Source organism: Nocardia thraciensis, assembly GCF_054782435.1.
On sequence record NZ_BAAGSM010000043.1, the window covers coordinates 22,449 to 49,067 of the forward strand.

Annotated in this window: 25 protein-coding genes; 10 read left to right on the forward strand and 15 right to left on the reverse strand. The window is 69.7% G+C overall.

From position 1 onward, the window contains the following. Positions 1–128: 128 nt before the first annotated feature. The 4 genes from ACYVLQ_RS27460 to glpX all read right to left on the reverse strand — a co-directional run bounded on the left by ACYVLQ_RS27460 (position 129) and on the right by glpX (position 3,954). Positions 129–1,535: a class II fumarate hydratase gene (locus tag ACYVLQ_RS27460; protein ID WP_460700421.1), complete on the reverse strand. Its 1,407-nt coding sequence runs from the start codon at positions 1,533–1,535 to the stop codon at positions 129–131. A 131-nt stretch (positions 1,536–1,666) separates the two neighbouring features. Then, positions 1,667–1,924 carry a TFIIB-type zinc ribbon-containing protein gene (locus ACYVLQ_RS27465; protein ID WP_460700422.1) on the reverse strand — a complete coding sequence of 86 codons (258 nt, stop codon included), beginning with the start codon at positions 1,922–1,924 and terminating at the stop codon, positions 1,667–1,669. Positions 1,925–1,993: 69 nt separating this feature from the next. Then, positions 1,994–2,899, reverse strand: coding sequence for a phosphotransferase (locus ACYVLQ_RS27470; protein ID WP_460700423.1), 906 nt, complete (start codon positions 2,897–2,899; stop codon positions 1,994–1,996). Between the two features lie 11 nt (positions 2,900–2,910). After that, on the reverse strand, positions 2,911–3,954 hold the full coding sequence (glpX, locus tag ACYVLQ_RS27475; protein ID WP_460700424.1) for a class II fructose-bisphosphatase: 1,044 nt from the start codon (positions 3,952–3,954) through the stop codon (positions 2,911–2,913). Positions 3,955–4,113: 159 nt separating this feature from the next. Between glpX and ACYVLQ_RS27480 the strand changes: the two genes are divergently transcribed. After that, positions 4,114–4,680, forward strand: a complete 567-nt coding sequence (locus tag ACYVLQ_RS27480; RefSeq protein WP_460700425.1) for a DUF4245 domain-containing protein — start codon at positions 4,114–4,116, stop codon at positions 4,678–4,680. 68 nt (positions 4,681–4,748) lie between these two features. After that, entirely contained in the window at positions 4,749–5,636 is an 888-nt protein-coding gene (locus ACYVLQ_RS27485) for a phosphotransferase family protein (RefSeq protein ID WP_460700426.1), read from the forward strand. 8 nt (positions 5,637–5,644) lie between these two features. On the opposite strand, the gene ACYVLQ_RS27490 is transcribed toward ACYVLQ_RS27485, so the two are convergent. From ACYVLQ_RS27490 to ACYVLQ_RS27505, 4 genes are read right to left on the reverse strand one after another with little or no spacing between them, the layout of a single operon-like run. Then, positions 5,645–5,989, reverse strand: a complete 345-nt coding sequence (locus ACYVLQ_RS27490; protein ID WP_460700427.1) for a VOC family protein — start codon at positions 5,987–5,989, stop codon at positions 5,645–5,647. A gap of 4 nt (positions 5,990–5,993) precedes the next feature. Continuing rightward, complete coding sequence (locus ACYVLQ_RS27495) at positions 5,994–6,221, reverse strand: exodeoxyribonuclease VII small subunit (RefSeq protein WP_460700428.1); 228 nt, start codon at positions 6,219–6,221, stop codon at positions 5,994–5,996. Then, complete coding sequence (gene xseA, locus ACYVLQ_RS27500; protein ID WP_460700429.1) at positions 6,208–7,512, reverse strand: exodeoxyribonuclease VII large subunit; 1,305 nt, start codon at positions 7,510–7,512, stop codon at positions 6,208–6,210. The genes ACYVLQ_RS27495 and xseA overlap by 14 nt, the downstream gene beginning before the upstream one ends. After that, the gene (locus ACYVLQ_RS27505; RefSeq protein WP_460700430.1) at positions 7,509–8,123 is read right to left on the reverse strand and encodes a lipid droplet-associated protein; all 615 of its coding nucleotides are present in this window, start codon (positions 8,121–8,123) and stop codon (positions 7,509–7,511) included. The genes xseA and ACYVLQ_RS27505 overlap by 4 nt, the downstream gene beginning before the upstream one ends. A 147-nt stretch (positions 8,124–8,270) precedes the next feature. On the opposite strand from ACYVLQ_RS27505, the gene ACYVLQ_RS27510 reads away from it, so the two are divergent. Continuing rightward, positions 8,271–9,275 (forward strand): 4-hydroxy-3-methylbut-2-enyl diphosphate reductase, encoded by a 1,005-nt coding sequence (locus ACYVLQ_RS27510; protein ID WP_460700431.1) that lies wholly within the window; start codon positions 8,271–8,273, stop codon positions 9,273–9,275. A gap of 406 nt (positions 9,276–9,681) precedes the next feature. Here the strand turns inward: ACYVLQ_RS27510 and ACYVLQ_RS27515 are convergent, their stop codons facing one another. Beyond that, positions 9,682–10,494: a DUF6542 domain-containing protein gene (locus ACYVLQ_RS27515; protein WP_460700432.1), complete on the reverse strand. Its 813-nt coding sequence runs from the start codon at positions 10,492–10,494 to the stop codon at positions 9,682–9,684. A 58-nt stretch (positions 10,495–10,552) separates the two neighbouring features. Then, a complete protein-coding gene (locus ACYVLQ_RS27520) occupies positions 10,553–11,689 on the reverse strand; it encodes a DNA recombination protein RmuC (RefSeq protein WP_460700433.1) in 1,137 nt (378 codons plus the stop codon). Between the two features lie 143 nt (positions 11,690–11,832). Between ACYVLQ_RS27520 and ACYVLQ_RS27525 the strand changes: the two genes are divergently transcribed. Further along, positions 11,833–13,008 (forward strand): exonuclease SbcCD subunit D, encoded by a 1,176-nt coding sequence (locus tag ACYVLQ_RS27525; protein WP_460700434.1) that lies wholly within the window; start codon positions 11,833–11,835, stop codon positions 13,006–13,008. Then, positions 13,005–16,397 carry an AAA family ATPase gene (locus ACYVLQ_RS27530; protein WP_460700435.1) on the forward strand — a complete coding sequence of 1,131 codons (3,393 nt, stop codon included), beginning with the start codon at positions 13,005–13,007 and terminating at the stop codon, positions 16,395–16,397. The genes ACYVLQ_RS27525 and ACYVLQ_RS27530 overlap by 4 nt, the downstream gene beginning before the upstream one ends. A 9-nt stretch (positions 16,398–16,406) precedes the next feature. Here the strand turns inward: ACYVLQ_RS27530 and ACYVLQ_RS27535 are convergent, their stop codons facing one another. From ACYVLQ_RS27535 to ACYVLQ_RS27550, 4 genes are all read right to left on the reverse strand, one after another. After that, the gene (locus tag ACYVLQ_RS27535; RefSeq protein ID WP_460700436.1) at positions 16,407–16,913 is read right to left on the reverse strand and encodes a methylated-DNA--[protein]-cysteine S-methyltransferase; all 507 of its coding nucleotides are present in this window, start codon (positions 16,911–16,913) and stop codon (positions 16,407–16,409) included. Next, positions 16,910–18,415 (reverse strand): AlkA N-terminal domain-containing protein, encoded by a 1,506-nt coding sequence (locus ACYVLQ_RS27540; RefSeq protein ID WP_460700437.1) that lies wholly within the window; start codon positions 18,413–18,415, stop codon positions 16,910–16,912. The genes ACYVLQ_RS27535 and ACYVLQ_RS27540 overlap by 4 nt, the downstream gene beginning before the upstream one ends. 149 nt (positions 18,416–18,564) lie before the next feature. Continuing rightward, positions 18,565–18,786, reverse strand: coding sequence for a YbdD/YjiX family protein (locus ACYVLQ_RS27545; RefSeq protein ID WP_460700438.1), 222 nt, complete (start codon positions 18,784–18,786; stop codon positions 18,565–18,567). Next, positions 18,783–21,077 carry a carbon starvation CstA family protein gene (locus ACYVLQ_RS27550; RefSeq protein ID WP_460700439.1) on the reverse strand — a complete coding sequence of 765 codons (2,295 nt, stop codon included), beginning with the start codon at positions 21,075–21,077 and terminating at the stop codon, positions 18,783–18,785. The genes ACYVLQ_RS27545 and ACYVLQ_RS27550 overlap by 4 nt, the downstream gene beginning before the upstream one ends. A 527-nt stretch (positions 21,078–21,604) precedes the next feature. Here ACYVLQ_RS27550 and ACYVLQ_RS27555 point away from each other — a divergent pair. The 3 genes from ACYVLQ_RS27555 to ACYVLQ_RS27565 all read left to right on the forward strand — a co-directional run bounded on the left by ACYVLQ_RS27555 (position 21,605) and on the right by ACYVLQ_RS27565 (position 24,743). After that, entirely contained in the window at positions 21,605–22,888 is a 1,284-nt protein-coding gene (locus tag ACYVLQ_RS27555; protein ID WP_460700440.1) for an ABC transporter substrate-binding protein, read from the forward strand. A gap of 134 nt (positions 22,889–23,022) precedes the next feature. Beyond that, positions 23,023–23,898: a carbohydrate ABC transporter permease gene (locus tag ACYVLQ_RS27560; protein WP_460700708.1), complete on the forward strand. Its 876-nt coding sequence runs from the start codon at positions 23,023–23,025 to the stop codon at positions 23,896–23,898. Continuing rightward, positions 23,895–24,743, forward strand: coding sequence for a carbohydrate ABC transporter permease (locus ACYVLQ_RS27565; protein ID WP_460700441.1), 849 nt, complete (start codon positions 23,895–23,897; stop codon positions 24,741–24,743). The genes ACYVLQ_RS27560 and ACYVLQ_RS27565 overlap by 4 nt, the downstream gene beginning before the upstream one ends. 21 nt (positions 24,744–24,764) lie before the next feature. On the opposite strand, the gene ACYVLQ_RS27570 is transcribed toward ACYVLQ_RS27565, so the two are convergent. After that, the gene (locus ACYVLQ_RS27570) at positions 24,765–25,208 is read right to left on the reverse strand and encodes a PaaI family thioesterase (protein WP_460700442.1); all 444 of its coding nucleotides are present in this window, start codon (positions 25,206–25,208) and stop codon (positions 24,765–24,767) included. 35 nt (positions 25,209–25,243) lie between these two features. Here ACYVLQ_RS27570 and ACYVLQ_RS27575 point away from each other — a divergent pair, with 35 nt between their 5' ends. Next, positions 25,244–25,378 (forward strand): hypothetical protein, encoded by a 135-nt coding sequence (locus ACYVLQ_RS27575; RefSeq protein WP_460700443.1) that lies wholly within the window; start codon positions 25,244–25,246, stop codon positions 25,376–25,378. Positions 25,379–25,438: 60 nt separating this feature from the next. Next, a complete protein-coding gene (ychF, locus tag ACYVLQ_RS27580; RefSeq protein WP_460700444.1) occupies positions 25,439–26,518 on the forward strand; it encodes a redox-regulated ATPase YchF in 1,080 nt (359 codons plus the stop codon). Positions 26,519–26,619: the final 101 nt, after the last annotated feature.

Here is a 26,619-nt window from a genome sequence, read left to right on the forward strand (position 1 = left end):
TGCTGGACTTCGGCGAAGGCGCTTGGGCCTTCGTAAGGACCCTGTTCGGCGTGTGACACACCTGATACCGAGATGCGCAGGTACCGTCGCCCAGCTGCGGTGATACCTGCGCACCGGTTTGTTCGGGGCTACTTCCCCTCGTCCGCCTTGGCCATCGACAGTACGTCGAGACGCCGGTCGAGTTCTTCCTCGGAGAGCTTGTCCCCGATGAGGCCCCGATCGATAACCGCCTGGCGAATCGTCTTGTGCTCCTTCAGCGCCTCCTTCGCCACCGCGGCCGCCTCCTCGTAACCGATGGCGGAATTCAGCGGCGTGACGATCGAAGGCGAGGATTCGGCCAGTCGACGCAGTCGCTCGACGTCGGCGGTCAGCCCCGTGATGCATTTATCGGCGAACAGCCGGGAGACATTGGCCAGCAGGCGGATCGATTCGAGCACATTGCGCGCCATCATCGGAATGTAGACATTCAATTCGAATGCGCCGTTGCCGCCGCCCCATGCGATTGCGGCATCGTTGCCGATCACCTGTGCGGCCACCTGCGTGACCGCTTCGGGCAGTACCGGATTCACCTTGCCCGGCATGATCGACGATCCCGGCTGCAGATCGGGCAGCTGGATCTCGCCCAGGCCCGTCAGCGGGCCCGAACCCATCCAGCGAATATCGTTGGCAATCTTGGTCAGTGAGATCGCGACGGTGCGCAGCGCGCCGGAGACCTCCACCAGTCCGTCGCGGGCCGCCTGCGCCTCGAAATGGTCTCGCGCCTCGGACAATTCGTCGAGCCCGGTCGACTTCCGCAGTTCCGCGACGACCTTCGTGCCGAAGCCCTCCGGCGCGTTGAGCCCGGTGCCGACCGCGGTGCCGCCGATCGGCAGCTCGCCGAGCCGGGGCAGCGTGGCGATCAGCCGCTCGATCCCGGACGCGACCTGCCGGGTGTAGCCGCCGAACTCCTGCCCCAGGGTCACCGGCACCGCGTCCATCAGATGGGTGCGGCCCGACTTCACCACCGTGCGCCACTCGGTCGCCTTGTCCAGCAGTCGGAGTCGCAGATGCTCGAGGGCGGGAATCAGGTCGGTCACCACGGCCTCGGTAGCGGCCAGATGCGTTGCGGTGGGGAAGGTGTCGTTCGACGACTGCGACATGTTCACGTCGTCGTTGGGGTGCACGGTGGTTCCGCTCCCCGCCGCCAGGCTCGCGATGACCTCGTTGGCGTTCATGTTCGAGCTGGTGCCCGAGCCGGTCTGGAACACGTCGATCGGGAACTGGCCGTCGTGGCGGCCGTCGGCGATCTCGGTGGCGGCGGCGACGATCGCGTCGGCCTTGGCGGCGTCGAGCAGTCCCAGATCCTTGTTCACCGTCGCGCAGGCGGCCTTCAGCAGGCCGAGCGCGCGAATCTGGGCGCGCTCCAGGCCGCGGCCGCTGATCGGGAAATTCTCCACCGCTCGCTGCGTCTGCGCCCGCCACAGCGCGTTCACCGGAACGCGGACCTCGCCCATGGTGTCGTGTTCGATGCGGTACTGCGTCTGGTCGTCGCTCATACTTCCGACCCTAAGCCCGCGCGCGGCCGGAGTGGGCTGCCACGCCTGAGGGCTTTCGCACACCGGCGGCGCGGGTCGGCGGGAATATCCCGGCTCTCGGCGCGGCCGGTGTGCCTGGCTCGCGGCGCCGGTCAGGACGAGAACAGCATGTGGCCGAACCCGCGTTTGCGGTGGTGGCCGTGCCCGTGGCCGTAGCCGTGATGTGGCGCGCCCCACCCGGGTGCGGGCGCCGCGGGCGGCGGGGGCGCCGCATAGCCCGAGGCGAACTGGGTCAGGTGCTCGAGCTCGCCGTAGTCCAGGAAGATCCCCCGGCAGTTGGAGCACTGTTCGATCTGCACCCCGCTGCGGTTGTAGGTGTGCATCGAACCATGACATTTAGGACAGTGCATGCGGCTGAACTCCCTGGCTCTCCTGCGCGTATGCAGGGCGGACGATATGCGCCAACTACAATACGTGAGCTAGCTCATGCGCACGCACGCATCGATCAGCGCCGTGCCGAGATCGTCCAGGGCCGCACCGGCTTTCACCACCGCCAGTGCCGCATGTTGGACCACCAGCGCCCGCGCGGGAACGTCCAGCACCGCCCACTCGTTGCCGCGCGGTGGCACCGCGGCACCGCCGCGGCGTCGATAGGCGCCCAGGAACCGTTCCCACGCAACGGGTTCGAGGATCCCTACCGCGAAGAACGCGGCAGGACGGGCCAGATCCCACACCGGATCGCCGATGCCCAGGTCGTCGACGTCGATCAGACGCCAGGGGTTCTCACCGCCGATGACCGGCACCCTGACCAGTTGACCGAGATGAAAGTCGCCGTGCACCAGCGCTTTCGGCGTGTTCTCCAGATCCGGTAGCCCGTCGTGGGCGCGCAGCACCACCGCGGCCGCCGCCGGATGCGCGTGCGTCGCCGCACGCAATCGGGAGACGGCGCGCCGAACCCGGTCCGGGGCGCCGGCGATCGGCAGCCGCCCGGATGCCGAGTGCCCCGATGCCTCGGGCGGAAAGTCGGTGTGCAGCCGGGCGAGTAGTGCTGCGGCGTGTTCCCACGGGGCCGCGTCGGGATCGTCGGGGTCCACCGGAGTTCCGTACCGCCACACCGTGATCGGCCGCCCGGAGTGGTGCCGGAGTACTCTGCCGCCGATCGTCAGCGGGGGAAGCAGGACGTCTCGCAGCAGTGGATTGCCAGCCACGGACAGGCGAGTCCGCAGTGCGGCCTCGTCGGTGTCGGCGGGGTGGGCCTTGGCGACCACGCCGCCCACGCGGACCACCGGGCCGTCGGCCCGGTCGGACAGCACCTCGGGTTCTCCCTCGGCACCGGCCGCCCGGGCCGCCCGGGTCAGTGCGGCGAGCCACTCGCCGTCGAGCATCGCGGCCGGAATCAGGGCAGCGGCGGAACCGCGTGCTCGTCGCCGAGGAAGTCGACCGAGGAGTACTCGCGCAGCTTGGTGAGCCGGTGATACGCGTCGATCATGCGCACGGTGCCGGACTTCGAGCGCATCACGATGGACTGCGTGGACGCGCCGCCGCCGAAGTAGCGCACGCCGCGCAGCAGATCGCCGTCGGTGACGCCGGTCGCGCAGAAGAAGACGTTCTCGCCGGAGACCAGGTCCTCGGTGGACAGGATGCGGTCCAGATCGTGGCCCGCGTCGATGGCCTTCTGTCGCTCCTCGTCGTCCTTGGGCGCCAGCTTGCCCTGCATCGCGCCGCCCATGCAGCGCATGGCGGCCGCGGCGATGATGCCCTCGGGCGTGCCGCCGACGCCGATCAGCACGTCGGTGCCGGAATCGGGGCGCGCCGTGGCGATGGCCCCGGCCACGTCGCCGTCGGAGATCAGTCGGATGCGGGCCCCGGCGTCGCGGACCTCCTGGATGTGGCGGGTGTGCCGGGGACGGTCCAGGACGCACACCGTGAGATCGGATACCGAGGAGCCCTTGGCCTTGGCGACCCGCCGCAGGTTCTCCGCGATGGGCGCGGACAGGTCGATCACGTCGGCGGCCTCCGGGCCGACGGCGATCTTGTCCATGTAGAACACGGCCGACGGGTCGAACATCGCGCCCCGCTCGGCCACCGCCAGCACCGCGATGGCGCCGGGCGAACCCTTCGACATCAGCGTGGTGCCGTCGATCGGGTCGACCGCGAAGTCGACGTCCGGACCGGTGCCGTCGCCGACCTCCTCGCCGTTGTACAGCATGGGCGCCTCGTCCTTCTCGCCCTCGCCGATCACGACGATGCCGCGCATCGACACGGTGGATACGAGCTGGCGCATCGCGTCCACCGCGGCACCGTCGCCGCCCTCCTTGTCGCCGCGGCCGACCCAGCGGCCCGCCGCCATCGCACCGGCCTCGGTCACCCGGACCAACTCCAGTGCCAGGTTGCGGTCCGGGGCCTCACGGCGGCTGGTTGCGGGCTTGGGTGCCGTCATGTGGGGTGCCTCCTCGAGTTGTCTACTGCTGGGCAAATTGTCGCAGACGGTTCGCGGCCTCGATCAGGCACTGGCGTTCCACTTCGGTAATGATCCGGTCCGTCGTCCAGGCGGGAGCCCGTGCGGTGGCGGGCGGCCGCGGGCGTGGATACTTGGGACGTGTCGTACCAGAAGCCGCGCAGTCAGCACGATTACAAGGACCTGTTCTGGTCGTTGCTTCCGCTGGTGCTGATCTGCCTGGTGATCGCCGCGATCGCCAGCCAGTGCAGCTTCTCGGCGAACGGCCCCACGCCGGGCAAGATCCCGGTCTTCGACGCGCACGCCGCCCTGCGCGACGATGCGCGCACGCTGCCGTTCCCGATCCGCGAGCCCGCCCTGCCCGCCGACTGGCAGCCCAACTCCGGCAGCCGCGACACCGTCTCCGGTACGGGCGGGGGAGCGGTGAGCACCGTCGGCTTCATCACACCGCAGGGCACCTACATGCAGGTGTCGCAGTCCAATGCCGCCGCCGACGCGCTCGCGAATCACCTGTTGGACACCCGTTCGCGCAGCGGCACCCAGCAGGTCGGCGAGCGCACCTGGACCGTATATCACGTCGAGGGCAGCGAACCGGCCTGGATCACCGACTTCGGGCCGGTGCGGGTGGTGGTCAAGGGCGCCGGGAATCAGGATGCCTACAAGACACTGGCGGGCGCGGTCGGCGCGGCCCAGCCGATCGCCCCGTAGAAAGTCCGCCGCCCGCGGGCGCGCCGTTTCGTGGCGTGGGCCCGGGTACGCCCGCTAACGTCAGGCAAGTGGAACGTGCGGATATCGGCTGGCTCGAGCAGACGGTAGGGCAAGAGGTCAGCGCTTCGATACCTGCCGAGTGGGGCACGCAGAACAGTACCGACCTGGTGACCCTCGCCGACAACACCCGCGTCGTGCTGCAGCGTTACCGGCATCGGGCCGACGGCGAGCGCCGGGTGCGCGTCATGGACGCGCTGCGGAAACCGGCCGCGGACAAGGGAATTACGATTCCGGGCGTGCGCAAGTCGGGCCTCGACGCCGATCCGCCCTGGATCGTGTTCGAGGCGCTACCCGGCGTCCCGGTGCCCGACAGTCCGGAGACCGGTCTGCGCGGGCCGCGGTTTCCGCTCGTGGCGTGGTCGATGGGGGCGATGCTCGCCGATTTCTCCGAATTGTCCTGCGACGATCTCGATCTCGACGATGCGTGGGCCCGCCCGCGCTACCTCGCCGCGCGCGCCGACGCGTGGGCCGAATGCCTGGCGCCCGCGCTCTCGGCGGCACAAGGCGAGGCGCTGGAGTCGGTTCTGGTCGAACTGCCCGAGCTGTTCGAGGGCCGCCCGGCCGTGCTCGCGCACGGCGATTTCGCGCCGGTGAACGTGCTCGTCGAGGGCACCTCGATCACCGGCTTGCTGGACTTCGAATCGGTCCGGCTGGCCGATCCACTGTTCGATGTGGCGTGGTGGGCGTGGTCGGTGAGCTTCGCCGGTCCCGAGGTGTTCACCTCCGCGTTCCCCGCCTTCCTGGACGGTGCGGGGATCGATCCGGCCGAACCCGCTCTCGTACAGCGAGTTCGGGCCCTGCAGGTGGTGCGGATGCTGGAATTGCTGAACGAGCACGACCTCGGTCCCGACAGCTGGCGGACGGTCCACGACCGGCTGGTGCGGATGCTCAGCTGAGCGCGGGTTCAGCCGTGGCTGACGACATTGACGATCGTGCCGTCCGGGTCGCGCACGAAAAACCTTCGCACACCCCACGGTTCGTCGCGCAGCGCGTAGACCACCTCGGCCCCGGCGGCCACCATCGTCTCGTGGACGGCGTCCACGTCGTCGACCTCGACGCTGATATTCGGTTGCGGCTGTTCGGCATTCGCGCCGAAGAGGATGATCTGTGCGGTCGGGTTGGACGGCGAAGCGAGCGTGACGACCCAGCCGAGATCCATCACCTCCTCGAAGCCGAGCTGCCGATAGAAGGCCCGGGTGCGCGCCATATCGGCGGGTCGCAGATCGGGAACGGCGCGGCGGATACCCATGGGACTACTCGCTTTCGGCATCGCGGCGCGACAGCGCGTCCTCGACCCGCTTGCGGGCCCCGGCGAGATGTTCCTCGCAGCGGGTGGCCAGCGCCTCGCCGCGTTCCCACAGCGCCAGCGAATCGTCGAGGTCCATGCCGCCCTGCTCCAGCATCTTCACGACGTTGACGAGCTCGTCGCGGGCACGCTCGTAGCCGAATGTCGCGATCTCGGCGAGATCACTGTCGGTCATCGTTCGCCTCCTTCGTATTTCGTGAACCGCCCAGACCCTGACTGCCCAGCGTGGCGGCGCTGATCGCGCCGTCGGCGACCCGGATGCGCAGCTGACTGCCCGGGGGCGCGTCGGCCACGGCGCGGATCACGTGCCGCTCCCGGCCCGTAACCCGTTGCACCACCGCGTATCCCCGGGCCATGGTGGCCGCGGGGCCGACCGCGGTGAGCTTGTCGCGCAGATGGCGGGTGGTGGTGGATTCGGCGGTGAGCAGATGGTCGACGGCGCGTTGCGCGGCCGTGCGCCATCGCTCGACCTCCTGGTGCCGCTGCTCCAGCAGGCGCAGCGGATCGGCCAGTACGGGCCGCGAGCGCAGTTGCTCCAGGGCGCGCGATTCGCGCCGCACCCAGCCGCGCAGGGCCGCGGCCGAGCGTTCGCGCAGCTCGCGGACCAGCGCCAGTTCGGCGGCCGCGTCCGGGACGACCCGCTTGGCGGCATCCGTCGGGGTGGCCGCGCGCACATCGGCGACATGATCGGCGATCGGATTGTCCGGCTCGTGCCCGATGGCGCTCACGATCGGTGTGGTGGCCGAGACGATGGCGCGGCACAGCGTCTCGTCGGAGAAGGGCAGTAGATCCTCGACACTGCCGCCGCCGCGGGCCAGCACGATCACCTCGACGTCGGGATGGCGGTCGAGTTCGGCCAGCGCGTCGAGGATCTGCGGCACCGCCGTCGGGCCCTGCACCGCGGTATTGCGGATCTCGAACCGGACCGCGGGCCAGCGCTGCCGGGCGACGGTCAGCACGTCGTGCTCGGCGGCGCTGGCCCGGCCGGTGATCAGGCCGACCGCCTTGGGCAGGAACGGAATCGGGCGCTTCAGGCGCGGATCGAACAGGCCCTCGGCGGCCAGCAGCGCCTTCAGCCGCTCGATGCGGGCCAGCAGCTCGCCGATGCCGACGGGCCGAATCTCGGTGACCCGCAACGAGATCGTGCCGCGGCCGGTGAAGTAGGAGAGCTTGCCGTACACGACGACCCGGCTGCCCTCCTGCAGCGGCACCGGCGAATCGCGCAGCAGCTCCGGCGCGCAGGTCACCGACAGCGACATGTCGGCGGCCGGATCGCGCAGCACCAGGAACGCGGTGCGGGCGCCGGGCCGCAGCGAGATCTGGGTGATCTGACCCTCCACCCAGACGCTGCCGAGGCGCTCGATCCACTGCGCGACCTTGATCGCGATGCTGCGCACCGGCCACGGCTGCTCGGCCGAGTTCGCAGGGCGATGCGCGGCCTGCTCAGCGCCGCCGCGCTCCGTCACTGGGCCTGCACGGTGGCGATCCGGTTCGTCAGCATGGTCACGAACGGCGCCCGGTCGCGGGTCTGCTGCTCGTAGGCGAGCAGGGCGGTGAGATCTTCGACACTCAGCATGCGCAGGCGGGCGCGCAGTTGCGCCAGGGTCATAGTGGTGTAGTCGTAGCGGGCGGCGACCTCCGGCTCGATCACCTCGACGCTGCCGTTGCTGGAAGCCGTTGCGACGGTGACTGATTCGGCCGCGGTGGGTTCGGGTTCGGGGGCCGGTTCGGGTGCGGCGGCGGGTTCCGGCTCGGGCTCGGGCTCGGAGAACATGTCGAAACGGCTCACGTGGGCCGAATCGAAGGGGGAGCCGACGGTTGGCTCGGGCTCGAGGTCCTCGTCGAAGGTGGCCCATTCCGGCTGTTCGACCGGGCGATTGGCCAAACGGTCGAAGACGGCATCACCTTTCAGGGCGAGGCTGGTCACGAACTGCTGCGCGTGCATGGTCGTCTGCAGCAGCTGGCTGATGGCGGTGATCGGGAAATTCACTGCCGCAGTGGGTAGCCGACGGGATTCCTCGAGGGCGTACACGGCTGCCCCGGCGGCAACGCGGGCGATGAACGGCGGTCGAAACATGGTCATAGCGTGCCCGAAACGCGGTGTGATGCAAAGGGTGGGGCCGGGAGAATTACCCATGTCTCCACTAAATCAGCCGTGGTCGGGGGTGTTGTCGGCAGGCCGCCTGGTGGGCGAGTCGCATGGCGCGCACGTAAGCTGTGGGACATGTCCTCGGCTATCCCGTTGAATGTAGGAATCGCGCGGTCGGCCGGGTCGGGTGAGACCGGCGCGGCCAAACGCGTGCTGCTCGCCGAACCGCGTGGCTACTGTGCCGGTGTGGACCGCGCGGTGGAGACCGTGGAGCGCACGCTGGAAAAGCACGGCGCCCCGGTCTACGTGCGCAAGGAGATCGTGCACAACCGGCACGTGGTGGAGACCCTGCGCGAGCGCGGCGTGATCTTCGTCGACGAGACCGACGAGGTGCCCGAGGGGGCCACCGTGGTGTTCTCCGCGCACGGCGTGTCGCCTGCGGTGCACGCCTCGGCCGCCGCCCGCAACCTGCACACCATCGACGCCACCTGCCCGCTGGTGACCAAGGTGCACCAGGAAGCAAAGCGCTTCGCCCGCGACGATTACGACATCCTGCTCATCGGCCACGAGGGCCACGAGGAGGTGGAGGGCACCGCTGGTGAGGCGCCCGACCACGTCCAGCTGGTCGACGGCCCCGAGTCGGTCGACGCGGTCACCGTGCGCGACGAGAACAAGGTGATCTGGCTGTCGCAGACCACGCTGTCGGTGGACGAGACCATGGAGACGGTGCAGCGGCTGCGGGAGCGCTTCCCGAACCTGCAGGACCCGCCGAGCGACGACATCTGCTACGCCACCTCCAACCGCCAGACCGCGGTGAAGGCGATGGCGCCGGAGTGTGATCTGGTGATCGTGGTCGGCTCGCGCAACTCCTCCAATTCCAAGCGCCTGGTCGAGGTCGCTCTCGGCGCGGGGGCCGGCGCGTCGTACCTGGTCGACTTCGCCCGCGAGGTGGACCCGGCGTGGTTCGAGGGCGTGCGGACCATCGGCGTCACCTCCGGCGCCTCGGTGCCCGACCTCCTGGTCCGCGGCGTCTTGGACCTGCTGGCCGAACACGGCTACGGCGAGGTCCAGCCGGTCACCACGGCCAACGAGACCTTGGTCTTCGCACTGCCCCGCGAACTGCGCGCCGCCCGCCGCTGAGCCCCCAGAGCCCGAAGCCCACCGTCCATCCACCGCTACCGCGCTCACCTGTGTCCGGCATGCGCCCTCCCCACTTCTGGCGTGTGCTGCCTTCCACTTCTGGCGTGTGCTGCCTTCCCAGTTCTGGCGCGCGCTGCCCTCCGAGTTCCGGCGTGTGCTGCCCTCCCTGTTCCGGCGCGCGCTGCCCTCCGAGTTCCGGCGCGCGCTGCTCCTCCTACTTCTGGCGTGTGCTGCCCTCCTATTTCCGGCATGCTTTTGGCCGGAATCCACCAGGGAGAAGATTCCGGCCAAAAGCATGCCGGAAATGCGGAGGCGCTGATGCGGTTGGCGCGTAACGGCGTTCGCGGGGGAGCGATCAAACCCGGCGTGGGGATGATGCGCGGAGCGGGCCTGCGGCAGCCGTGGGTCAGCGCTCGATGCGGCCGGAATCGCGGTCGCGGTAGCGGACGTTCGGGCGCGGATGCGGCGGAACGTCGCCATTGCGCTGTGGACGGGCGCGACGCGGGGGCGGCTCGGCCGCCGCGGCGCGATCGGAGGCCCGGGGGGACGCCGGGGCCGCTGAGACGCGCGGCGGCCGCTCCGCGACCCGCCCCGAGGTCCGGCGATTCGACCGCGCCGGGGAAGGGTCGGGGTCCACATCGGCAGGGGTCGGCCGCGACGAGCGCGCGCGGCGGCGGAGCGTATCGGACTGAGAGCCCGGTCGGGTCCGGCGGGCGCGATCGCCGGGACGCGGCCCGCGAGTCGTGCTCTTGCGGGCGCGGGCGCCGCCGGTGTCCTGCGCCTCCCGCCGATGCATCAGCACGCGGCCGCCGCCGATCAGCAGCACCAGAATGGTGGCCAACGCCATCGTCGGGAACCGGTTCACCAGCGGAATCGCCAGATTCAGCAGGATATCCTTCACCGAGGTCGAGGTGCGCCCGAGTAGTTGCTGATAGGCCAGCGGGACCGACACGAACAGCAGCAGCGGCGGCGTCACCATCGCGGTGAACAGGCCGCGGTAGCGAACCACCAGTGCCGCCAGCACACAGCCGACGATGTAGCAGACCGAGAACGTCCGGGTCAGCTCCTTGCCGCTGCTGCCCGCATCGATGAAGAACCCGATAAAAGTGCAGGCCACCGCGATCAACACCGCCGCGCCGGCGGGAACACCGGGCACCGACGGGATGATCGAGCGGTGCGATGCGGGCACCTCGGATCGCTCGCCTTGGGTAGCTACCACGTAAAGCACACTATCTGCCGCGGCCGAAACGTGTCTCGACGCCGGGCGGATGAACGGCTTACTCGCTGGTCTCGGCCAGTCCGACCGCGCGCGGCCAGGACTCCACACGGCCGATTGCCGGAACCTCCCGATCCCCGATCTCCAGCTCGTGCAGCCGCCGGGCGGTGACCATCACCCGCGACTCCACCGCCGCGACGGTGTGGTTGAAGGCGTCCACGGCCTTCCCCAGCTGCGCACCCAGCCGATCCAGGTGGCGGCCCGTCGTGCCCAGGCGCGCGTACAGCTCCCGGCCCAGTTGCTGGACCGTAGCCATATCGCGGGACAGCGCCTCCTGACGCCAGCCGAACGCGACCGTGCGTAGCAGCGCGATCAGCGTCGTCGGTGTCGCGAGGATCACGTTCCGGCCGAAGGCGTACTCGAGCAGCCCCGAGTCGGCCGTCAGCGCCGCATCCAGGAACGGGTCGCCCGGGACGAAGAGCACCACGAACTCCGGAGCGGGGTCGAATGCCGTCCAGTACGCCTTGTCGGCGAGCTGATCGACATGCGCGCGCAGGTGTTTGGCGTGTCGAGCCAACTGTTCGCCCCGCAGCCGCGGATCGTCCTCGGTGGTGGCGTCCAGGTAGGCGGTCAGCGGCACCTTGGCGTCGACGACGATCTGGCGGCCGCCCGCCAGCCGCACCACGAGATCGGGCCGCACCCCGCCGTCCTGCCCCGAGCCGCTGACCTGCGTGTCGAAATCGCAGTGCCGCGACATGCCGGCCAGCTCCACCACCCGCTCCAGCTGAATCTCTCCCCAGCGCCCGCGCACCTGTGGCGCCCGCAGCGCGGACACCAGCTGCCCGGTTTGCGAGGACAGCTGATGCGAGACGCGCTGCATGCCCGCCACCTGTTCCCGTAGGCCGGAATAGGCGTTGATGCGGTTGTGCTCGACCTGCCGCAGATGCTGATTCAACGCGCCGACCGCCTCCCGCAGCGGCTCCACCAGTGTGCCTACCGCATGCGAATTGCGCCGCGCCGCATCCTCGTTCGCCGCGCTCAACGACTGCCGCAGCATCTTCTCGTTATCGCGCAGCGCCGCCAGCTGCGCCTCGGCCGCCGCCGCGCGCTGTCCCGCCCGCGCGGCATGCCCCAGCCAGCCGAGTCCGAACCCGGCGGCGAACACCAACAGCAGCGCAAACAGCATCGGTGCGGTCATAGATGCAGATGGTGCCGCATGGCACCGACAAGTAGGGGGAAGCGGGCAAACGATGGGCGGTTCCTGCGATTTTGGGACAGGTTGGTGAGGGGTCGGCCTGGCGGTTTCGTCTCTGTCGGTGGGAGGGGCTACGGTTTCGCGGCATGCGGATGCTGCATACGTCGGACTGGCATATCGGGCGCACGTTCCACGGCGTCGATCTGCTTGCCGATCAAGCACGTTCGCTGGAATCCATCGCCGAGCTCGTGGCCGCCGAACGGGTGGACGCGGTGTTGCTGCCGGGTGACGTGTACGACCGGTCGATACCGAGTGCCGACGCGATCGCGGTGTGCAACCGTGGATTCGAGGCGATCCGCGCGGCGGGGGCGGTGATCGTGGCAACCTCCGGCAACCACGATTCGCCCACCCGGCTGGGCGCGCTGGGTAGCTTCGCGGCGGCGGGCGGGCTGCATCTGCGCACCGCGGTGAGCGATATGTGGCGGCCGGTGCTGCTGTCCGACGAGTTCGGCGAGATCGCCTGCTACGGCATCCCTTACCTGGAGCCGGAGATCACCCGCGCGGAGCTGGGGGTGCCCGAGGCGCGTTCGCACGCCGAGATTCTCGACGCGGCCATGGCGCGCGTGCGCGCCGATCTCGCCGAGCGCGGAACTCCGCGGTCGGTGGTGCTCGCCCACGCGTTCGTGGTGGGCGGCGAGGCGACGGGTTCGGAGCGGTCCATCTCGGTCGGCGGTGTGGAGACGGTGCCGCTGGGCGCCTTCGACGGCGTCGACTACGTGGCGCTGGGCCACCTGCACTCGCCGCAGACCCTGTCGGAGTCCGTGCGTTATTCCGGTTCGCCGCTGCCGTATTCGTTCGCCGAGCGCTCACATCGCAAGGCCGTCTGGGTGCTCGACCTCGACGGCGACGGCCTGACGGAGGTCGTGCGCCACGATCTGCCCCAGGTGCGTGCGCTGTCCCAGCTCACCGGCACTCTCGAGGAACTGCTCGACGACCCCGGTCACGCTGCGGCCGAGGACGATTACGTCTCGGCGACGCTGACCGACCACGCTCGCCCGGTGGACGCGCTGCGCCGCCTGCGGACCCGATTCCCGCACGCCGTGCACGTGGAATGGTCTCGGCCCGAGGGCAATCCGGAGCTGCGCTACCGTGAGCGCGTGCACGGCCGACGCGATACCGAGGTGGCGCGCAGCTTCCTCACCGACGTTCGCGGCGACCCCACGCCGGGCGAAATGCAGTGGGTGGAGCGCGCATTGGTCGCGGCCGTCGCCGAACGTGAATCCGAGGCGGTCGCACCCGTGACCGGCGAGCTGTCGGCATGAGGCTGCATCGGCTGGAGCTGACGGCCTTCGGCCCCTTCGCCGAGACCGCGGTCGTCGACTTCGATGAACTGGGCGCCGACGGGCTGTTCCTGCTGCACGGGCAGACCGGCGCGGGCAAGACCACCGTGCTGGACGCGATCGCGTTCGCGCTCTACGGCCGGGTGCCCGGGCCGCGCGGGGAGAGCAAGCGGCTGCATTCCGACCACGCCGACCCGCAGACGCCGCCGCGAGTCACGCTCGAGGCGACGCTCGGCGGCCGCCGCCTGCGCCTGGTCCGCTCGCCGGAGTTCCAGCGGCCGAAGAAGCGCGGCACCGGCTGGGCCACCGAACAGGCCGCCGCGACGCTGGAATGGCTGGACGGGCGCGGCCGGAACCTTTCCCGCATACCGGATATCGGCGACGAGGTGAACCGCCTGCTCGGCATGAGCGCCGATCAGTTCTTCCAGGTCGTCCTGCTGCCGCAGGGCGATTTCGCGCGATTCCTGCAGGCGGACAACGAGGACCGGGAGAAGCTGCTCGAAAAGCTCTTCGACACAGAGCGTTTCGGCACCGCCGAACAGTGGCTGGCGCAGCGGCGGCGGGACAGCGGCGCCGACCTGGAGGCGCAGCGGCTGAGCATCGACCGGCTGATCGCCCAGGTGGGCGTCGCCGCCGGTGCGGGCGCCACGGAAACCGTCGGTCCGCTGGAGGCCGTCGACTGGTCGCAGCGGCTGCTGACGACCGCCCGCGCCGACCTGACCACCGCCGCGACGAAACTCCAACGGTGCCAGCAGGATTCCGCCCGCGCCCAGAACGCCGCCGAACAGCAGCGTCGCCTGCGGGAGCTGCGGCGTCGACTGACGGCCGCCCGCGCCCAACTCGACGAGCACGCGGCGGGAGCCGACCGCCGCGCCCAGCTGACGGCCGAACTCGACCGATCCCGCCGCGCCGAACCGGTCGCCACGGCCCTCACCGAGGCGCGCTCGGCCGCGGGTGTGCTGCGGCGCCGCACCGACGAGGCCCGCACGACCGCCGAACGCCTGGCGGCCCGCTTGCTCGAGCCGCCGAGTCTGGAACTCGAGGGAACCGTCTGGGCCGCAGCCGATCTCGCGGCGGCCGAACTCGCCGGAACCGCGCTGGCAGACGACCTCCTCGCGATGGCGCCAGAGGTGCCGACCGCGAGGTATGAAAACGGCACGGGCGAAACGGGTTTCGGGGGGCGGCCCGGGTCGGCCGGGGACTCCGAGCAGACCGCGGATCGGTCCGGTCGGACGACGGTCGGGACCGGCCCGGCGGCGGGCAATTCCGGGCGGGCCGCGAGCAGGTCCAGGCGTGCGGCGGCCGCAGCGGAGGCCGTAAGCCTGTCCGGGCCCGTCGAGCTGGAGCTGTTCTCGCTCGACAGCTTCATGCCCGCACAGCCGCCCCCGGACGACGTTGCCCAACCCGCGCCCGATTCCTCGGCCGAATACGGCCTGGAACCGGCCGCGCAGCGGTGGTCGGCGCGGATCGGGGCGCTGGACGAGGTGCGGGCCGATGCGGAGTCGGCGAGCGTGTTGACGGCCGAATTGGCAAGTCTGCGCACCGAATACGCGGAGCTGACCGGCCGCATCGAGAAGCTCTCGGTCCGGCGGGCGGAACTGCCCGAGTCCATCCGGACCGCCGAGGTGCGGCTGCGCGAGGCGGCCGATGCGATGGCCGGGCTGCCGGGCCTGGCCGCGGAATGCGAGCGGTTGCGCACCGCCGCGGCCGCCGCGATCGAACTGGTCCGTCGCCGAACGGAAGCGACGCGGGCGCGCGCCGACTACGAGGAGGCCAGGTCCGCACATGTCGACGCCCGCGAACGCACCCTCGACGTGCGGGAGCGGCGGCTCGCGGGAATGGCCGCCGAACTGGCCGGAGCGCTGGCCGAGGGCCAGCCCTGCGCGGTATGCGGCGGCGTCGAGCATCCGGCGCCCGCACGCCCGGCGGATGCGGCCGCCACGCGAGACGACGAGGAGCGGGCGGTGGCGAACGAGCGCGCCGCCGAGGCCGTTCGCGACCAGGCACTGGCCCGCTGCACGGAGCTGGAACGCCAGATCGAGGTGCTGATCGAGCGCGGCGGCGACGGCGACCGGGCGGAACTGGCCGCCGCCTTGAACGCCGCCACCGAGCGACACGAGGCCGCGGGCCGCGCGGCGGTCCGGCACGACGATCTCACGGTCGAACTGGCCCGTCTGCGCACCGACGAGACCCGGCTGCAGGACGAACTGCGCGACCTCGAAAGCCGATGCAGTGCAGTGCAGGAGCGCATGCTGGCCGCCGACCGGCGGCTGGCCGAGCTGACCGAACGGCTGCGGGAGGCGGCCGGCGGCGACGGCACGGTGGAGCGCCGTCGCGCCCGCCTCGAGGCACTCGTCCGCGACGCCGCCGAACTGCGCACCGCCCGCGCCGAGGCCGATACGGCCCGTGATCAGGTCGGCACGCAGGCGCGGCGGGTCGAACAGCTCGCTCGCGCAGCCGCGCTGACCACGGAGGTGGAAGTCGTCGGCGATGCCGATTACGCCGTCCTCGCGGCATACGCCAAGGTGGTGGACGCCGCGACCCGCACCGCGCAGCGGCAGGCCGAGATCGAGGCGGAGCTGGTGGCCGCCGACCGCGCCCGGGCGCACGCCGAGGCGGTCTTGGCCGAACCGGAGATCCAGGCCGCCGCCGACACCGAGCCGGGCGATCTCGAGGCGATGGAAAGCCAGGTGGCCCGGGCGCGTACCCGCCTGGACGTCGCGGTGGCGGCGCATGCCGAGGCGTCCCGCCGCGTGGCGCAGTTGGAGGAACTGGGCGGGCAGCTGTGGGCGGCGGTGGACCGCATCGCTCCGGCGCAGCAGGCCCACGACGAGCTGGCGGGCCTGGCCGAGGTGGTGGCCGGGCGTGGCGAGAACAATCGCCGGATGTCGCTGCGCTCCTATGTGCTGGCTGCGCGTCTGGAGGAGGTCGCGGTGGCCGGCTCCGTGCGGCTGGGTCGGATGTCCGGTGGCCGTTACGAATTCGTGCACTCCGACGTGGCGGGGCCGCGCGGCCGCCGCGGCGGGCTCGGGCTCGACATTCGCGACGACTACACCGGCGCGGTCCGCCCCGCCAAGACGCTGTCCGGCGGCGAAACCTTCATGGCCTCACTGGCTTTGGCGCTGGGCCTGGCCGATGTGGTGGCCGCGGAATCCGGCGGCCTGGTACTCGACACCTTGTTCATCGACGAGGGCTTCGGCAGCCTCGACGCCGACACCCTCGACGCCGTCATGGGAGTCCTCGACGAATTGCGTTCCGGTGGAAGGGTTGTCGGCGTCGTCAGTCACGTCGACGAGATGCGCCAGCGCATCCCCAGTCGCCTCCACGTCCTCCGCGAGTCGACAGGCTCCCGCCTGCAGACAATCGTATGAAGCGCGCTGCTACTCGCTCCGGGCCTCGTGGTCGAGGAGCCAGCGTTTGACCGGGAGGCCCCAGCGGAAGCCGCCCAGCGTGCCGTCGGTGCGTAGTACGCGGTGGCAGGGGACGAAGAGGGCGGCGGCGTTGCGGGCGCAGGCGTTGGCGGCGGCGCGCACCGCCTCGGGGCGGCCCGACAGATTCGCGAAGGCCGTGTAGGTCACGGGATCTCCGGACCGAACCTTGCGCAGCACCTCCCAGGCATGCACGAGGAAGGGGCCCGAGACCTGCCGCACCGCGATGTCGTCGATCGCGAAAACCTCACCGGCGTGGTACTTCTCGACCGCCCGGGTGACCGCGCCGAGGGATTCGCGCCGCCGCAGCTCGGTCGGGCGCAACCGCGGATGCACCAGATCCCGGAGTTCATCGGCATCGGTCGTCCACCCTGAGGCGAGCACGGCGCCCTCATGGTCCGCGAGCGTCGTGAACGGCCCGATCGGGGTCGAGACCGTCGCGTAATCGGCGGAAGTCACTGCCGTACACCCACTTTCACAGAGCCGTTGGTGGCGATCGCGGGCGCCGTGCGCTCGGTCAGCGCGCGCTTCCACAGATGCATGGACAGGTAGGACCGCCACGGTGCCCAGCGCGCGGTATCGGTCAGGTCGATCCCGAACAGGGACGCCCCCTGCCGCACCACCAGGTCGGTGTGCAGCAGGATGTCCGGATCGGCGAGCAGCCGCATGGCCACGTAGTCGGCGGTCCACGGCCCGACGCCGTCCAGCGCCAGCAGGTCCCGCCGCACATCGCCCGTCGTGCGCCCCGCGTGCAGCGACAGGTCGCCGGAAGCGAGCGCGCGGGCGGCCGACAGGATGGAGGCGGTCCGCCGGGCCGGGCCGGTCAGCACCTCGGCGCCGCGGTCGGCGATGGCCTCCGCGGTCGGGAACAGTCGCGGCACCGGACCGTTGACGCTCTCGCCGAGCGCGTCGACCAGGCGCGCGGTGTGGGTGGCGGCCGCCGATACCGAGATCTGCTGCCCGATCATGGTGCGCAGCAACAACTCCGGCCCGTCCAGGCAGCCGGGGACCCGGATGCCGGGCGTCACCGCCGTGCCGCCGCCCCGGAATCCGGTGTCGAGCGCCTCGTCGATGCCGATCGGGTCGGCGTCGAGGTCGAGCAGATGCCGCAGCCGCGCCACCGTCGGCGCCAGATCGCGCATATCGTGCAGCGCCAGGCCCGCGCGCACATGTCCGGTGTGGACGCTCAGCCGCACCGTCGCGTGTCCGTGCGGGGTACGCAGGGCGCGGGTGTAGGTGCCGTCCTCCCACAGCTCCAGCCCGGGCACCGCGTGCGAGGACAGGAACCATTCCAGCCAGGACGTGTCCAGCGGTTCGCGATACGGCAGCCGCAGCGTGAGCATGCCGTTGGTGGCGGGCAGGGTGTCGCCGCGCAGCCGCCGCGCCTCCTCACGCAGGGTGGTCGGGCTGACCGCGAACACCTCACGCACGGTGTCGTTGAACTGCCGGATGCTGGCGAAGCCCGCCGCGAACGCGATGTCGGACATCGGCATTCGGGTGGTCTGGATCAGCAGGCGGGCGGTGTGTGCGCGGTGGGCGCGGGCCAGCGCGAGCGGCCCGGCCCCGAGTTCGGCGGTCAGCACGCGGGTCAGCTGCCGCTGCGAATAGCCGAGCGAGCCCGCCAGCGCCGGTACCCCGCCGCGTTCGATCACGCCGTCGGCGATCAGCCGCATCGCGCGCGCGGCCAGATCGGCGCGGGTGTTCCACAGCGGCGAACCGGGCGCGGCATCGGGCAGGCAGCGGCGGCAGGCCCGGAAGCCCGACTGCTGCGCGGCCGCCGCGGTGGGCAGGAACGTGACATTCGCGCGCTTCGGAGTGATAGCCGGACACGATGGGCGGCAGTAGATTCCGGTCGTCCGCACCGCGGTGAAGAACTGACCGTCGAAACGGGCATCGCGGGTCGCCACAGCACGGTAACAGCGCTCGAAGTCCAGACGGTTCGCACTCACGCTGTCCACCATGTCAGTCCGCGTCGATCCGCGCTAGCGGAAATCAGTCACCTTCCCCCGAGTGCGTGCGTTGCACTGCGGTGTGCGATTGCTATGACACTGATTGCTGATTATGTGCTGATAGCTCACTATCCCGTATTTCCGGCGAGCCGACCACGTGCTCAGCAGCAGCGGTTGGCGGGGTTGCGGGCGGCGTCGTCGTGCCGCTCGCGCCAGTAATCCCGTTCCGAGGGGATCGGCCGATCGGGATGGTTGCGGCGCAGATGCTCGACGTAGCGCGCATAGTCCTGCCCGCCCAGTACGGCGTTCATATACGAGACTACGGCGCGCGCGCCGCGCAGGACGGTCCACGCCGGACCGCCCCGCGCGCCGGGCGCCGTCATTCCGTCGACACCGCGTGCGCGGCCCCGGGAAGCCGGACCTTCCCCGCCTTCGCCAGCTCGTCCCATTCCCGCTGCACCTCCTTCTCGGGCTTCGAGGCGATGAAGCCCGAGGGTCCGAAGATCTTCGACGGCACCTCCGGCGATTCGGTGGTCGGGCCGCCGCCCTTGCGGAACGCCCGGATGCACACGATCAATCCCACGGTCGCCACGATCAGCACCAGCACCGCGAAGATGATCGACAGCGTGCCCTGGATGAAGGTGTTGCGCACCACCTTGTCCATATCGGCCATCGTCTTCGCCGGCGCCAGGATCTTGCCCGCGTCCCGCGCATTGCTGTAGTTGGCGTGCTGCGTCCAGTATCCGATGTTCTTGTCGCCGGAGAAGATCTTCTGCCACGACGCCGTCATGGTGACGACGAGATCGAAGATCAGCGGCACCGCGGGAATCCAGGCCCACTTGAACAGGCCCTTCTTCACCACGATGACGAGTACGACGGTCAGCGCGACCGCGGCCAGCAGCTGGTTGGCGATGCCGAACAGCGGATACAGCGTGTAGATGCCGCCCAGCGGATCGGTGACGCCCATCAGCAGCACCGAGCCCCACGCGGCGACCACGATGAACGAGCAGATGAACACGCCCGGCCACCACGACGGATTCTTGAACTTGGCGGCCGGGCCGCCGAAGTTGCCCAGGGTGTCCGACAGCATGAACCGGGCCACGCGGGTACCGGCGTCGATCGTGGTGAGGATGAACAGCGCCTCGAACATGATCGCGAAGTGGTACCAGAACGATTTGAGCGCGGTGCCGCCGATGAAGTTGTGCATCACTTCCGTCATGCCCATCGCCAGCGTCGGCGCGCCACCGGTGCGTGAGACGACGTTCTCCTCGCCGACATCCTTCGCGATCTGCGTCAGCTCGCCCCCGGTGATCGGGGGACCGCTCAGCCCGAGGCTGTTGGTGTAGGTCGCGGCCTTGTCGGCGGTACCGCCGGTGACGCCCGCGCCCGCGTTCATGGCGAAGTACAGGTGCTGGTCGAGGATGCTGGCGGCGATCATCGCCATCACCGCGACGAACGACTCCATCAGCATGCCGCCGTAGCCGATCATGCGCGCCTGCGACTGCTTCTCCAGCAGCTTCGGCGTGGTGCCCGAGGACACCAGGGCGTGGAATCCCGACAGCGCGCCGCAGGCGATCGTGATGAACAGGAACGGGAACAGGCTGCCCGCGAACGACGGGCCGCTGCTGTTGGAGGCGAACTGCGACACCGCGGGCGCCTTCAGCACCGGCATGGTGACCACCACGCCGACCGCGAGCAGCACGATGGTGCCGACCTTCATGAATGTCGACAGATAGTCGCGCGGCGCCAGCAGTAGCCACACCGGCAGCACCGAGGCGATGAAGCCGTAGATGATCAGCATCCAGGCGATGGTGGTGCCCGAGAGGGTGAACAGGTCGCGGCCCCAACCGGATTCGGAGACCCAGCGACCGGAGATGATGGCGAGCATCAGCAGCGCGAAGCCGATCAGCGAGATCTCGCCGACCTTGCCCGGGCGCACGTAGCGCAGGTACAGGCCCATGAGTACCGCGATCGGGATGGTCATGGAAATGGAGAACACGCCCCACGGGCTGCCGCCGTGCAGCTGCCCGTCGGCGCCCTTGGTGGCGGCCAGCGCGTTGACCACGACGATGCCCAGCACCGCCAGCAGGATCACCATGATCACCAGCACGGCGGCCAGCGCGGCGATGCCGCCGATCACGCCCAGCTCGTCGCGGGCCATCTGCCCGAGGCTGCGGCCGCGGCGCTTCGTCGACGCCCACAGCACCAGGTAGTCCTGCACTGCACCGGCCAGCACCACGCCGAACACGATCCACAGCGTGCCCGGCAGGTAGCCCATCTGCGCGGCGAGCACGGGCCCGACCAGCGGACCGGCGCCCGCGATGGCGGCGAAGTGGTGGCCGAACAGGACCCGCCGGTCCATCGGCATGTAGTCCTTGCCGTTCTCCATCTCCTCGGCGGGGGTGGCGACCCGGTCGTCCGGCTTGGTGATCTTCCATTCGATCACCCGCGCGTAGAGCTGATAGGCGAGGACATAGGTACAGACGGCGGCCAGCACGATCCACACCGCGTTGACGTTCTCGCCGCGCGCGATACCGAGGACGGCCCAGGCGGCCGCGCCGAGAATGGCGATCGCGAGGAAGATGCCCTTCTTCGCGGGGCTGATCCGAGAACGATCCGCGACTCCCACCGGAGGTAGGTCGGGGTCTGTTCGGAGGTATTCGATGGTCGCCATGCGAGCTACTCCCGTGCTGTTCACTGGGGTCATGCGGAAACGGACACAACGTAGCCGAACCGGGGCGTGCGTGAACGCGACTTAAGAAAGTCTGAACATATATTCCCCGGCAGGTGGTCGGCCTGTCGGGCGGGCTGCCGGAAGTCCGCTGTTCACGGGCCCAGCAGAGGTGGTTCGGCGCGGCGGGGTAGTGCCGGTCGCGGTGCCGTCTCCGACTGTATGTTGCCACGCCGATCTCACATACTGCGCCTTCGATTCTCGCCAGTTGGGATCGGTGCCGCCGGGAGCAGCCGCGGGCGAATTGTCCGCAAGTCGCGGATCGTCCGGGCTCGGGTGTGCGTGTCGCCCGCGCCCGCGAGACGGATATCCGTATGCTCCGGTGCTGGTCAGCGATTGTTCACCGGCCTGCGACCCGGGTGTCTCGCGGCCCGATTACCCCGTTGCACCGCAAGGACGAGAGCGAGAGGTAGACCGTGCACCGCCGGAGCGAAGCGGAGGCAGAGCACCCGGCACCGACGCGTCGCACCGTGCTACGGTCGGCGCTGGCACTGCCGTTGGTGGGCGCCTCGGCATGCGGGACGACCGACGACGACGCGGTGACCTTCTTCTTCCAGGCCCGGCCGGAGGAGGCCCGCGCCCGGCTGCGCATCATCGACGAATTCCACCGGCGCCGCCCCGATATCCGGATCCGGACCATCATGTCCGGGCCGGATCCGCTGCAGCAGATGCTGACCTATTGCGCGGGCGGTAAATGCCCGGATGTGCTCATGGCCTGGGAACTGCTCTACGCGGGTCTGGCCGAACGCGGTGTGCTACTGGATCTGAACTCGCTGTTGGATCGGGAACCCGACTATGCGCGGAACCTGCGCCGCGACAGCCACCGGCCGCTGTACGACACCTTCACCTACGGGGGCGCGCAGTACGCACTGCCCGAGCAGTGGTCCGGGGTATTCCTCTACTACAACCGGAAAATGTTCGACCAGGCCGGAATTCACCCGCCGCGCCGGTGGCTCGACGCCTGGACCTTCGACGAATTCCTCGCTGCCGCACAGCGGTTGACCCGAAGGACCGGCGACGGCCGCACGCGGCAATGGGGTTTCGTGGACGGCTGGGTGCCCTACTATTCGGCGGCCTGTTTCGGGATGAATAACGGAGCCGAATGGTTCAGTCCGCCGATGGCACCGACGCGCACCAATATCGGTGATCCGCGGTTCGCGGACGGCGTGCAGTTCTATGCCGACCTCGCGCTGCGGCACCGGGTGGCGCCCGATATCGCGGACCGGCAATCGGTTTCGGCCTACGACCTGTTCGCCGGGGGCCGGGCGGCGATGCTCCTGGGTGGCCACTGGCTGTACTCGGAGTTCGCCCAGGAAGACGAACTCGATTTCGATGTCACCGTGCTGCCGGTCGGCCCGCACGGCGGGCCGGATGCGATCACCGACGTCGGCTGCACCGGGCTCGGTATCGCGGCCGCCAGCCCGCGCCGCGAAAAGGCCTGGGAATTCGTGAAGTTCGCGACCGGTCCGGCGGGGCAGGAGATCATCGGCGAATCCGGGCTGTTCGTGCCGGTGTTGCATTCGGCCCTGCGCTCACCCGGTTTCGCCGCGGCCCATCGCGATATCCGCAATCTCGACGTGCTCATCGACGGGCCCGAGCATTCCCGTCAGTTCGCGATCACTCCCGCTTGGAGCAAGGTCGAGTCCCTGTTGTCCCGCAGCTGCAATCGGGTGCTACGCGGCGCGGATACCGCAGACTCCCTGGCGGGGACGGCCGCCGCCGACATCGATGCGCTGCTGCGGGCGCGGACATGAACGGGAGCGATCGGGGAGGTGTTGTCACCGGCACCATCGGTCGGCCCGCTGGCGCGGCGGAGTTGACGCCCGCGTCATGGCGGGACGCCGCGTCCTGCGACCCCGCATCTGCCCGCAGGCGGCGCCGATCCACGCTGGAGCGGCGCCGGATGCGGGCCGGAATAGGCTTCATCGCACCGAATCTCGCTGCTGTCGTGGTCTTTCTCCTGTTCCCCCTGGGCTTCTCGCTGTATCTCAGCTTTCATTCCTGGGATCTGTTCGGGCCGATGCGGTTTGCGGGATTGGGCAACTACCGGCAGTTGCTCGACGATCCGCTCTTCTATATCGCGCTGCGCAATACGGCCGTGTTCACGGTCCTGGCGTTGGTGCCGACTGTGGTGATCAGCCTCGCCGTGGCCGCCGCGTTGAATCGGAAGCTGTGGGGGATAGGGCTGTTTCGCACCCTCGCCTTCCTGCCGCTGGTCGCCTCGACCGTCGCGATGGCTGTGGTGTGGCGCTTCCTGTTCACCACCGACGACGGGCTGGTGAACCTGATGCTCGGCTGGGTCGGGGCGCCGCCGATTCCGTGGCTGAGCGATCCGAATTGGGCACTGTTCGCGCTGAGCGTCGTCACGGTGTGGAAGAGCGTGCCGTTCGCCACCGTGATCCTGCTCGCCGCGATGCAGGGCGTCCCCGAAAACCTGTACGAGGCGGCGAAGATCGACGGCGCGGGGGCGTGGCGGCGGTTCCGATCGATCACCGTGCCCCTCATTCGGGGCGCGCTGTCGTTCGTGTTCGTCATCACTGTCATCAACTCGGTGCAGGCGTTCGATCAGGCCTACGCGCTCACCGATGGTAACGGCGGCCCGGAGACCGGCACCTATGTACTGGGGATCATGTTGTTCCAGAACGCTTTCCGATTCTACGAGATCGGCTATGCCGCGGCGCTGGCCTGGGTGATGTTCGCGCTGCTGCTGGTGCTCACCCTGATCCAGCTGTGGCTGGCGCGCCGGGATCCGGAGCAGCCGTGAACTCGCACGGGCAGCGGACGATCCTGCGGCGGACGGTGCGCGGGGCGCTGATCTACGCGGCGCTGATCGCGATCGCCTGGTGCGCCGTCGGTCCGATCCTGTGGGCGCTCGGGGCCTCCCTGAAGGCCGAGGGGACGGTGAGCGATCCGAACCCGATTCCGTCCGACCCGCAGTGGTCGAACTACGGCGAGATGTTCGGCCTGCTGCCGCTCGGGCGGATGCTGCTGAACACCGCCGTCTACGCCGGGTGCATCACCGCCGGGCAGGTGTTCTTCTGCTCGCTGGCCGGATACGCGTTCGCGCGCTTGCGTTTTCCCGGTCGCGAGGTGCTGTTCCTCGCCTATCTGACGACGCTGATGGTGCCGCTGACGGTGACGGTGATTCCGCAGTTCATCCTCATGCGCACCTTCGGCTGGGTGGACACCCCGTGGGCGATGATCGTGCCCGGCCTGTTCGGCTCCGCCTTCGGCACCTACCTGATGCGTCAGTTCTTCCGCACGCTCCCAGCGGAATTGGAGGAGGCGGCCATCCTCGACGGGTGCGGTACCTGGCAGATCTACTGGCGGGTGCTGCTCCCGCACGCCCGGCCCGCCGTCATGGTGCTCGCGGTCCTCACCTGGATCACCGTCTGGAACGACTTCCTGTGGCCGCTGGTGATGATCCAGCGCAACGAGATCGCCACCGTCACACTGGGTCTGGTCCGGCTGCAGGGGCAGTACCACACCCAGTGGCCGTTGCTCATGGCCGCCGCCGTCACGGTGCTGACGCCGCTGCTGATCGTCTACGCCATCGCGCAGAAGTCGTTCGTGCGCGGGGTCGCGCAGTCGGGGCTGGGCGGTCGGTGACGCTCCGCGCGCCAGGCGGCGTCAGCCCCGGTCGGTCCGGTCGGGGACAATGGATTTGGTGATCTGGCTCGTGGCGATCACGGGTGAGTCTGGTCCGTCCAGCGTCGCCGTCGTGGTCACGAAGGCCAGGGTGCGGCCTCGTTTCGCCAGTGCGCCGTATACGTGCACCCAGGCGTCGCGTGGGGCCGCCCGGATCACCTGCGTGGCGATGGCGTGCGTGACGGCGTGCTCGCCCGGGCCCAGCGTCGGCGCCACCGCGAGGTATCCGGCCAGTTCCGCGATCGCGTTCAGCGCCCCGGCGTGCAGGGTGCCCGCCGGAGTCGCTGCCAGGCCGCGCACCGGGAACCGCGCCCCGGCGGCGGGATCGGCGGAATCGATCAGCTCGGCACCCAGTGCCCGCTGCAACTCGACCCGGAGCGCGGCGTCGACACGCGCGCGGTAGGCGGCTTCGGTTTCCGTGGGCACGGGCACGCAGCCTAATCCGGTGGCCTGGTCGTTCCGTGAACGTTTCGGTACGGGAGTACGAACACCGCACCGTTGTCGAAGCCGAGGCGCTGCGGGTGCGAGCCCCGGATTGCCGTCCGCACCCCGACGACGCCGGGTACGCGGCGATGGATCCGCGCCAGTTCGCCTGACCGGCTGGTCCGCAATGCCGTCGGCATCGCCCCGCGCCCGGCGCGTAGACTGCACTACTCGTGAGTCTCACCCTCGGTATCGTCGGCCTGCCCAACGTCGGAAAGTCGACGCTGTTCAACGCGCTGACCAAGAACGACGTGCTGGCGGCGAACTATCCGTTCGCCACGATCGAGCCGAACGTCGGGGTGGTGCCGCTGCCCGACCCGAGGCTGGACAAGCTCGCCGAGATCTTCGGCTCCGCGCGCATCCTGCCCGCCACCGTGTCGTTCGTCGATATCGCGGGCATCGTGAAGGGTGCCTCCGAGGGTGCGGGCCTGGGTAACAAGTTCCTGGCCAACATCCGCGAGGCCGACGCCATCTGCCAGGTGGTCCGCGTCTTCGCCGACGACGATGTGGTGCACGTCGACGGCCGCGTCGACCCGCTCGCCGATATCGAGGTGATCGAGACCGAGCTGATCCTCGCCGACCTGCAGACCCTGGAGAAGGCGGTCCCGCGCCTGGAGAAGGAAGCCAAGGTCAAGAAGGACCGCAAGCCGTTCTTCGAGGCGGCGAAGGCCGCCCAGGACATCCTCGACGAGGGCAAGACCCTGTTCTCGGTCCGCGACAAGCTCGACACCGACCATCTGCGAGAGCTCTCGCTGCTGACGATCAAGCCGTTCCTGTACGCCTTCAACGCCGACGAGTCGATCCTGACCGACGAGGCCCGCGTCGCCGAGCTGAAAGCCGCTGTGGCCCCGGCGGATTCGGTATTCCTCGACGCCAAGGTGGAGGCGGAACTGCTCGAACTGGACGAGGAGTCCGCCACAGAACTCCTGGAGTCCATCGGCCAGGCCGAGCCCGGCCTACACGCCCTGGCCCGCGCCGGCTTCCACACCCTCGGCCTACAGACCTACTTGACGGCAGGCCCGAAGGAAGCCCGAGCCTGGACCATCCACCAGGGCGACACGGCCCCCAAGGCCGCAGGCGTAATCCACACCGACTTCGAACGCGGCTTCATCAAGGCCGAGGTCGTCGCCTACGACGACCTGGTAGAGGCAGGCTCCATGGCATCGGCCAAGGCTGCGGGCAAGGTCCGCATGGAGGGCAAGGACTACGTGATGCACGACGGGGATGTGGTCGAGTTCCGGTTCAACGTGTAATTTCGTTCCGTTTCGACGTCTGGTCTCCCGCTCCGGTGGGTGGCTTCGAATGATGAGCTACCGCATGTTCATGCGGATAGGAAGGAGGTCGCAGCACGTAT

Excerpts from the sequence above, each read along its gene's own strand:
- ACYVLQ_RS27460 (WP_460700421.1), bottom strand. The coding sequence starts at position 1,535 with ATGAGCGACGACCAGACGCAGTACCGCATCGAACACGACACCATGGGC.
- ACYVLQ_RS27465 (WP_460700422.1), bottom strand. The coding sequence starts at position 1,924 with ATGCACTGTCCTAAATGTCATGGTTCGATGCACACCTACAACCGCAGC.
- ACYVLQ_RS27470 (WP_460700423.1), bottom strand. The coding sequence starts at position 2,899 with ATGCTCGACGGCGAGTGGCTCGCCGCACTGACCCGGGCGGCCCGGGCG.
- glpX (WP_460700424.1), bottom strand. The coding sequence starts at position 3,954 with ATGACGGCACCCAAGCCCGCAACCAGCCGCCGTGAGGCCCCGGACCGC.
- ACYVLQ_RS27490 (WP_460700427.1), bottom strand. The coding sequence starts at position 5,989 with ATGGGTATCCGCCGCGCCGTTCCCGATCTGCGACCCGCCGATATGGCG.
- ACYVLQ_RS27495 (WP_460700428.1), bottom strand. The coding sequence starts at position 6,221 with ATGACCGACAGTGATCTCGCCGAGATCGCGACATTCGGCTACGAGCGT.
- ACYVLQ_RS27505 (WP_460700430.1), bottom strand. The coding sequence starts at position 8,123 with ATGTTTCGACCGCCGTTCATCGCCCGCGTTGCCGCCGGGGCAGCCGTG.
- ACYVLQ_RS27510 (WP_460700431.1), top strand. The coding sequence starts at position 8,271 with ATGTCCTCGGCTATCCCGTTGAATGTAGGAATCGCGCGGTCGGCCGGG.
- ACYVLQ_RS27520 (WP_460700433.1), bottom strand. The coding sequence starts at position 11,689 with ATGACCGCACCGATGCTGTTTGCGCTGCTGTTGGTGTTCGCCGCCGGG.
- ACYVLQ_RS27525 (WP_460700434.1), top strand. The coding sequence starts at position 11,833 with ATGCGGATGCTGCATACGTCGGACTGGCATATCGGGCGCACGTTCCAC.
- ACYVLQ_RS27530 (WP_460700435.1), top strand. The coding sequence starts at position 13,005 with ATGAGGCTGCATCGGCTGGAGCTGACGGCCTTCGGCCCCTTCGCCGAG.
- ACYVLQ_RS27540 (WP_460700437.1), bottom strand. The coding sequence starts at position 18,415 with ATGGTGGACAGCGTGAGTGCGAACCGTCTGGACTTCGAGCGCTGTTAC.
- ACYVLQ_RS27545 (WP_460700438.1), bottom strand. The coding sequence starts at position 18,786 with ATGACGGCGCCCGGCGCGCGGGGCGGTCCGGCGTGGACCGTCCTGCGC.
- ACYVLQ_RS27550 (WP_460700439.1), bottom strand. The coding sequence starts at position 21,077 with ATGGCGACCATCGAATACCTCCGAACAGACCCCGACCTACCTCCGGTG.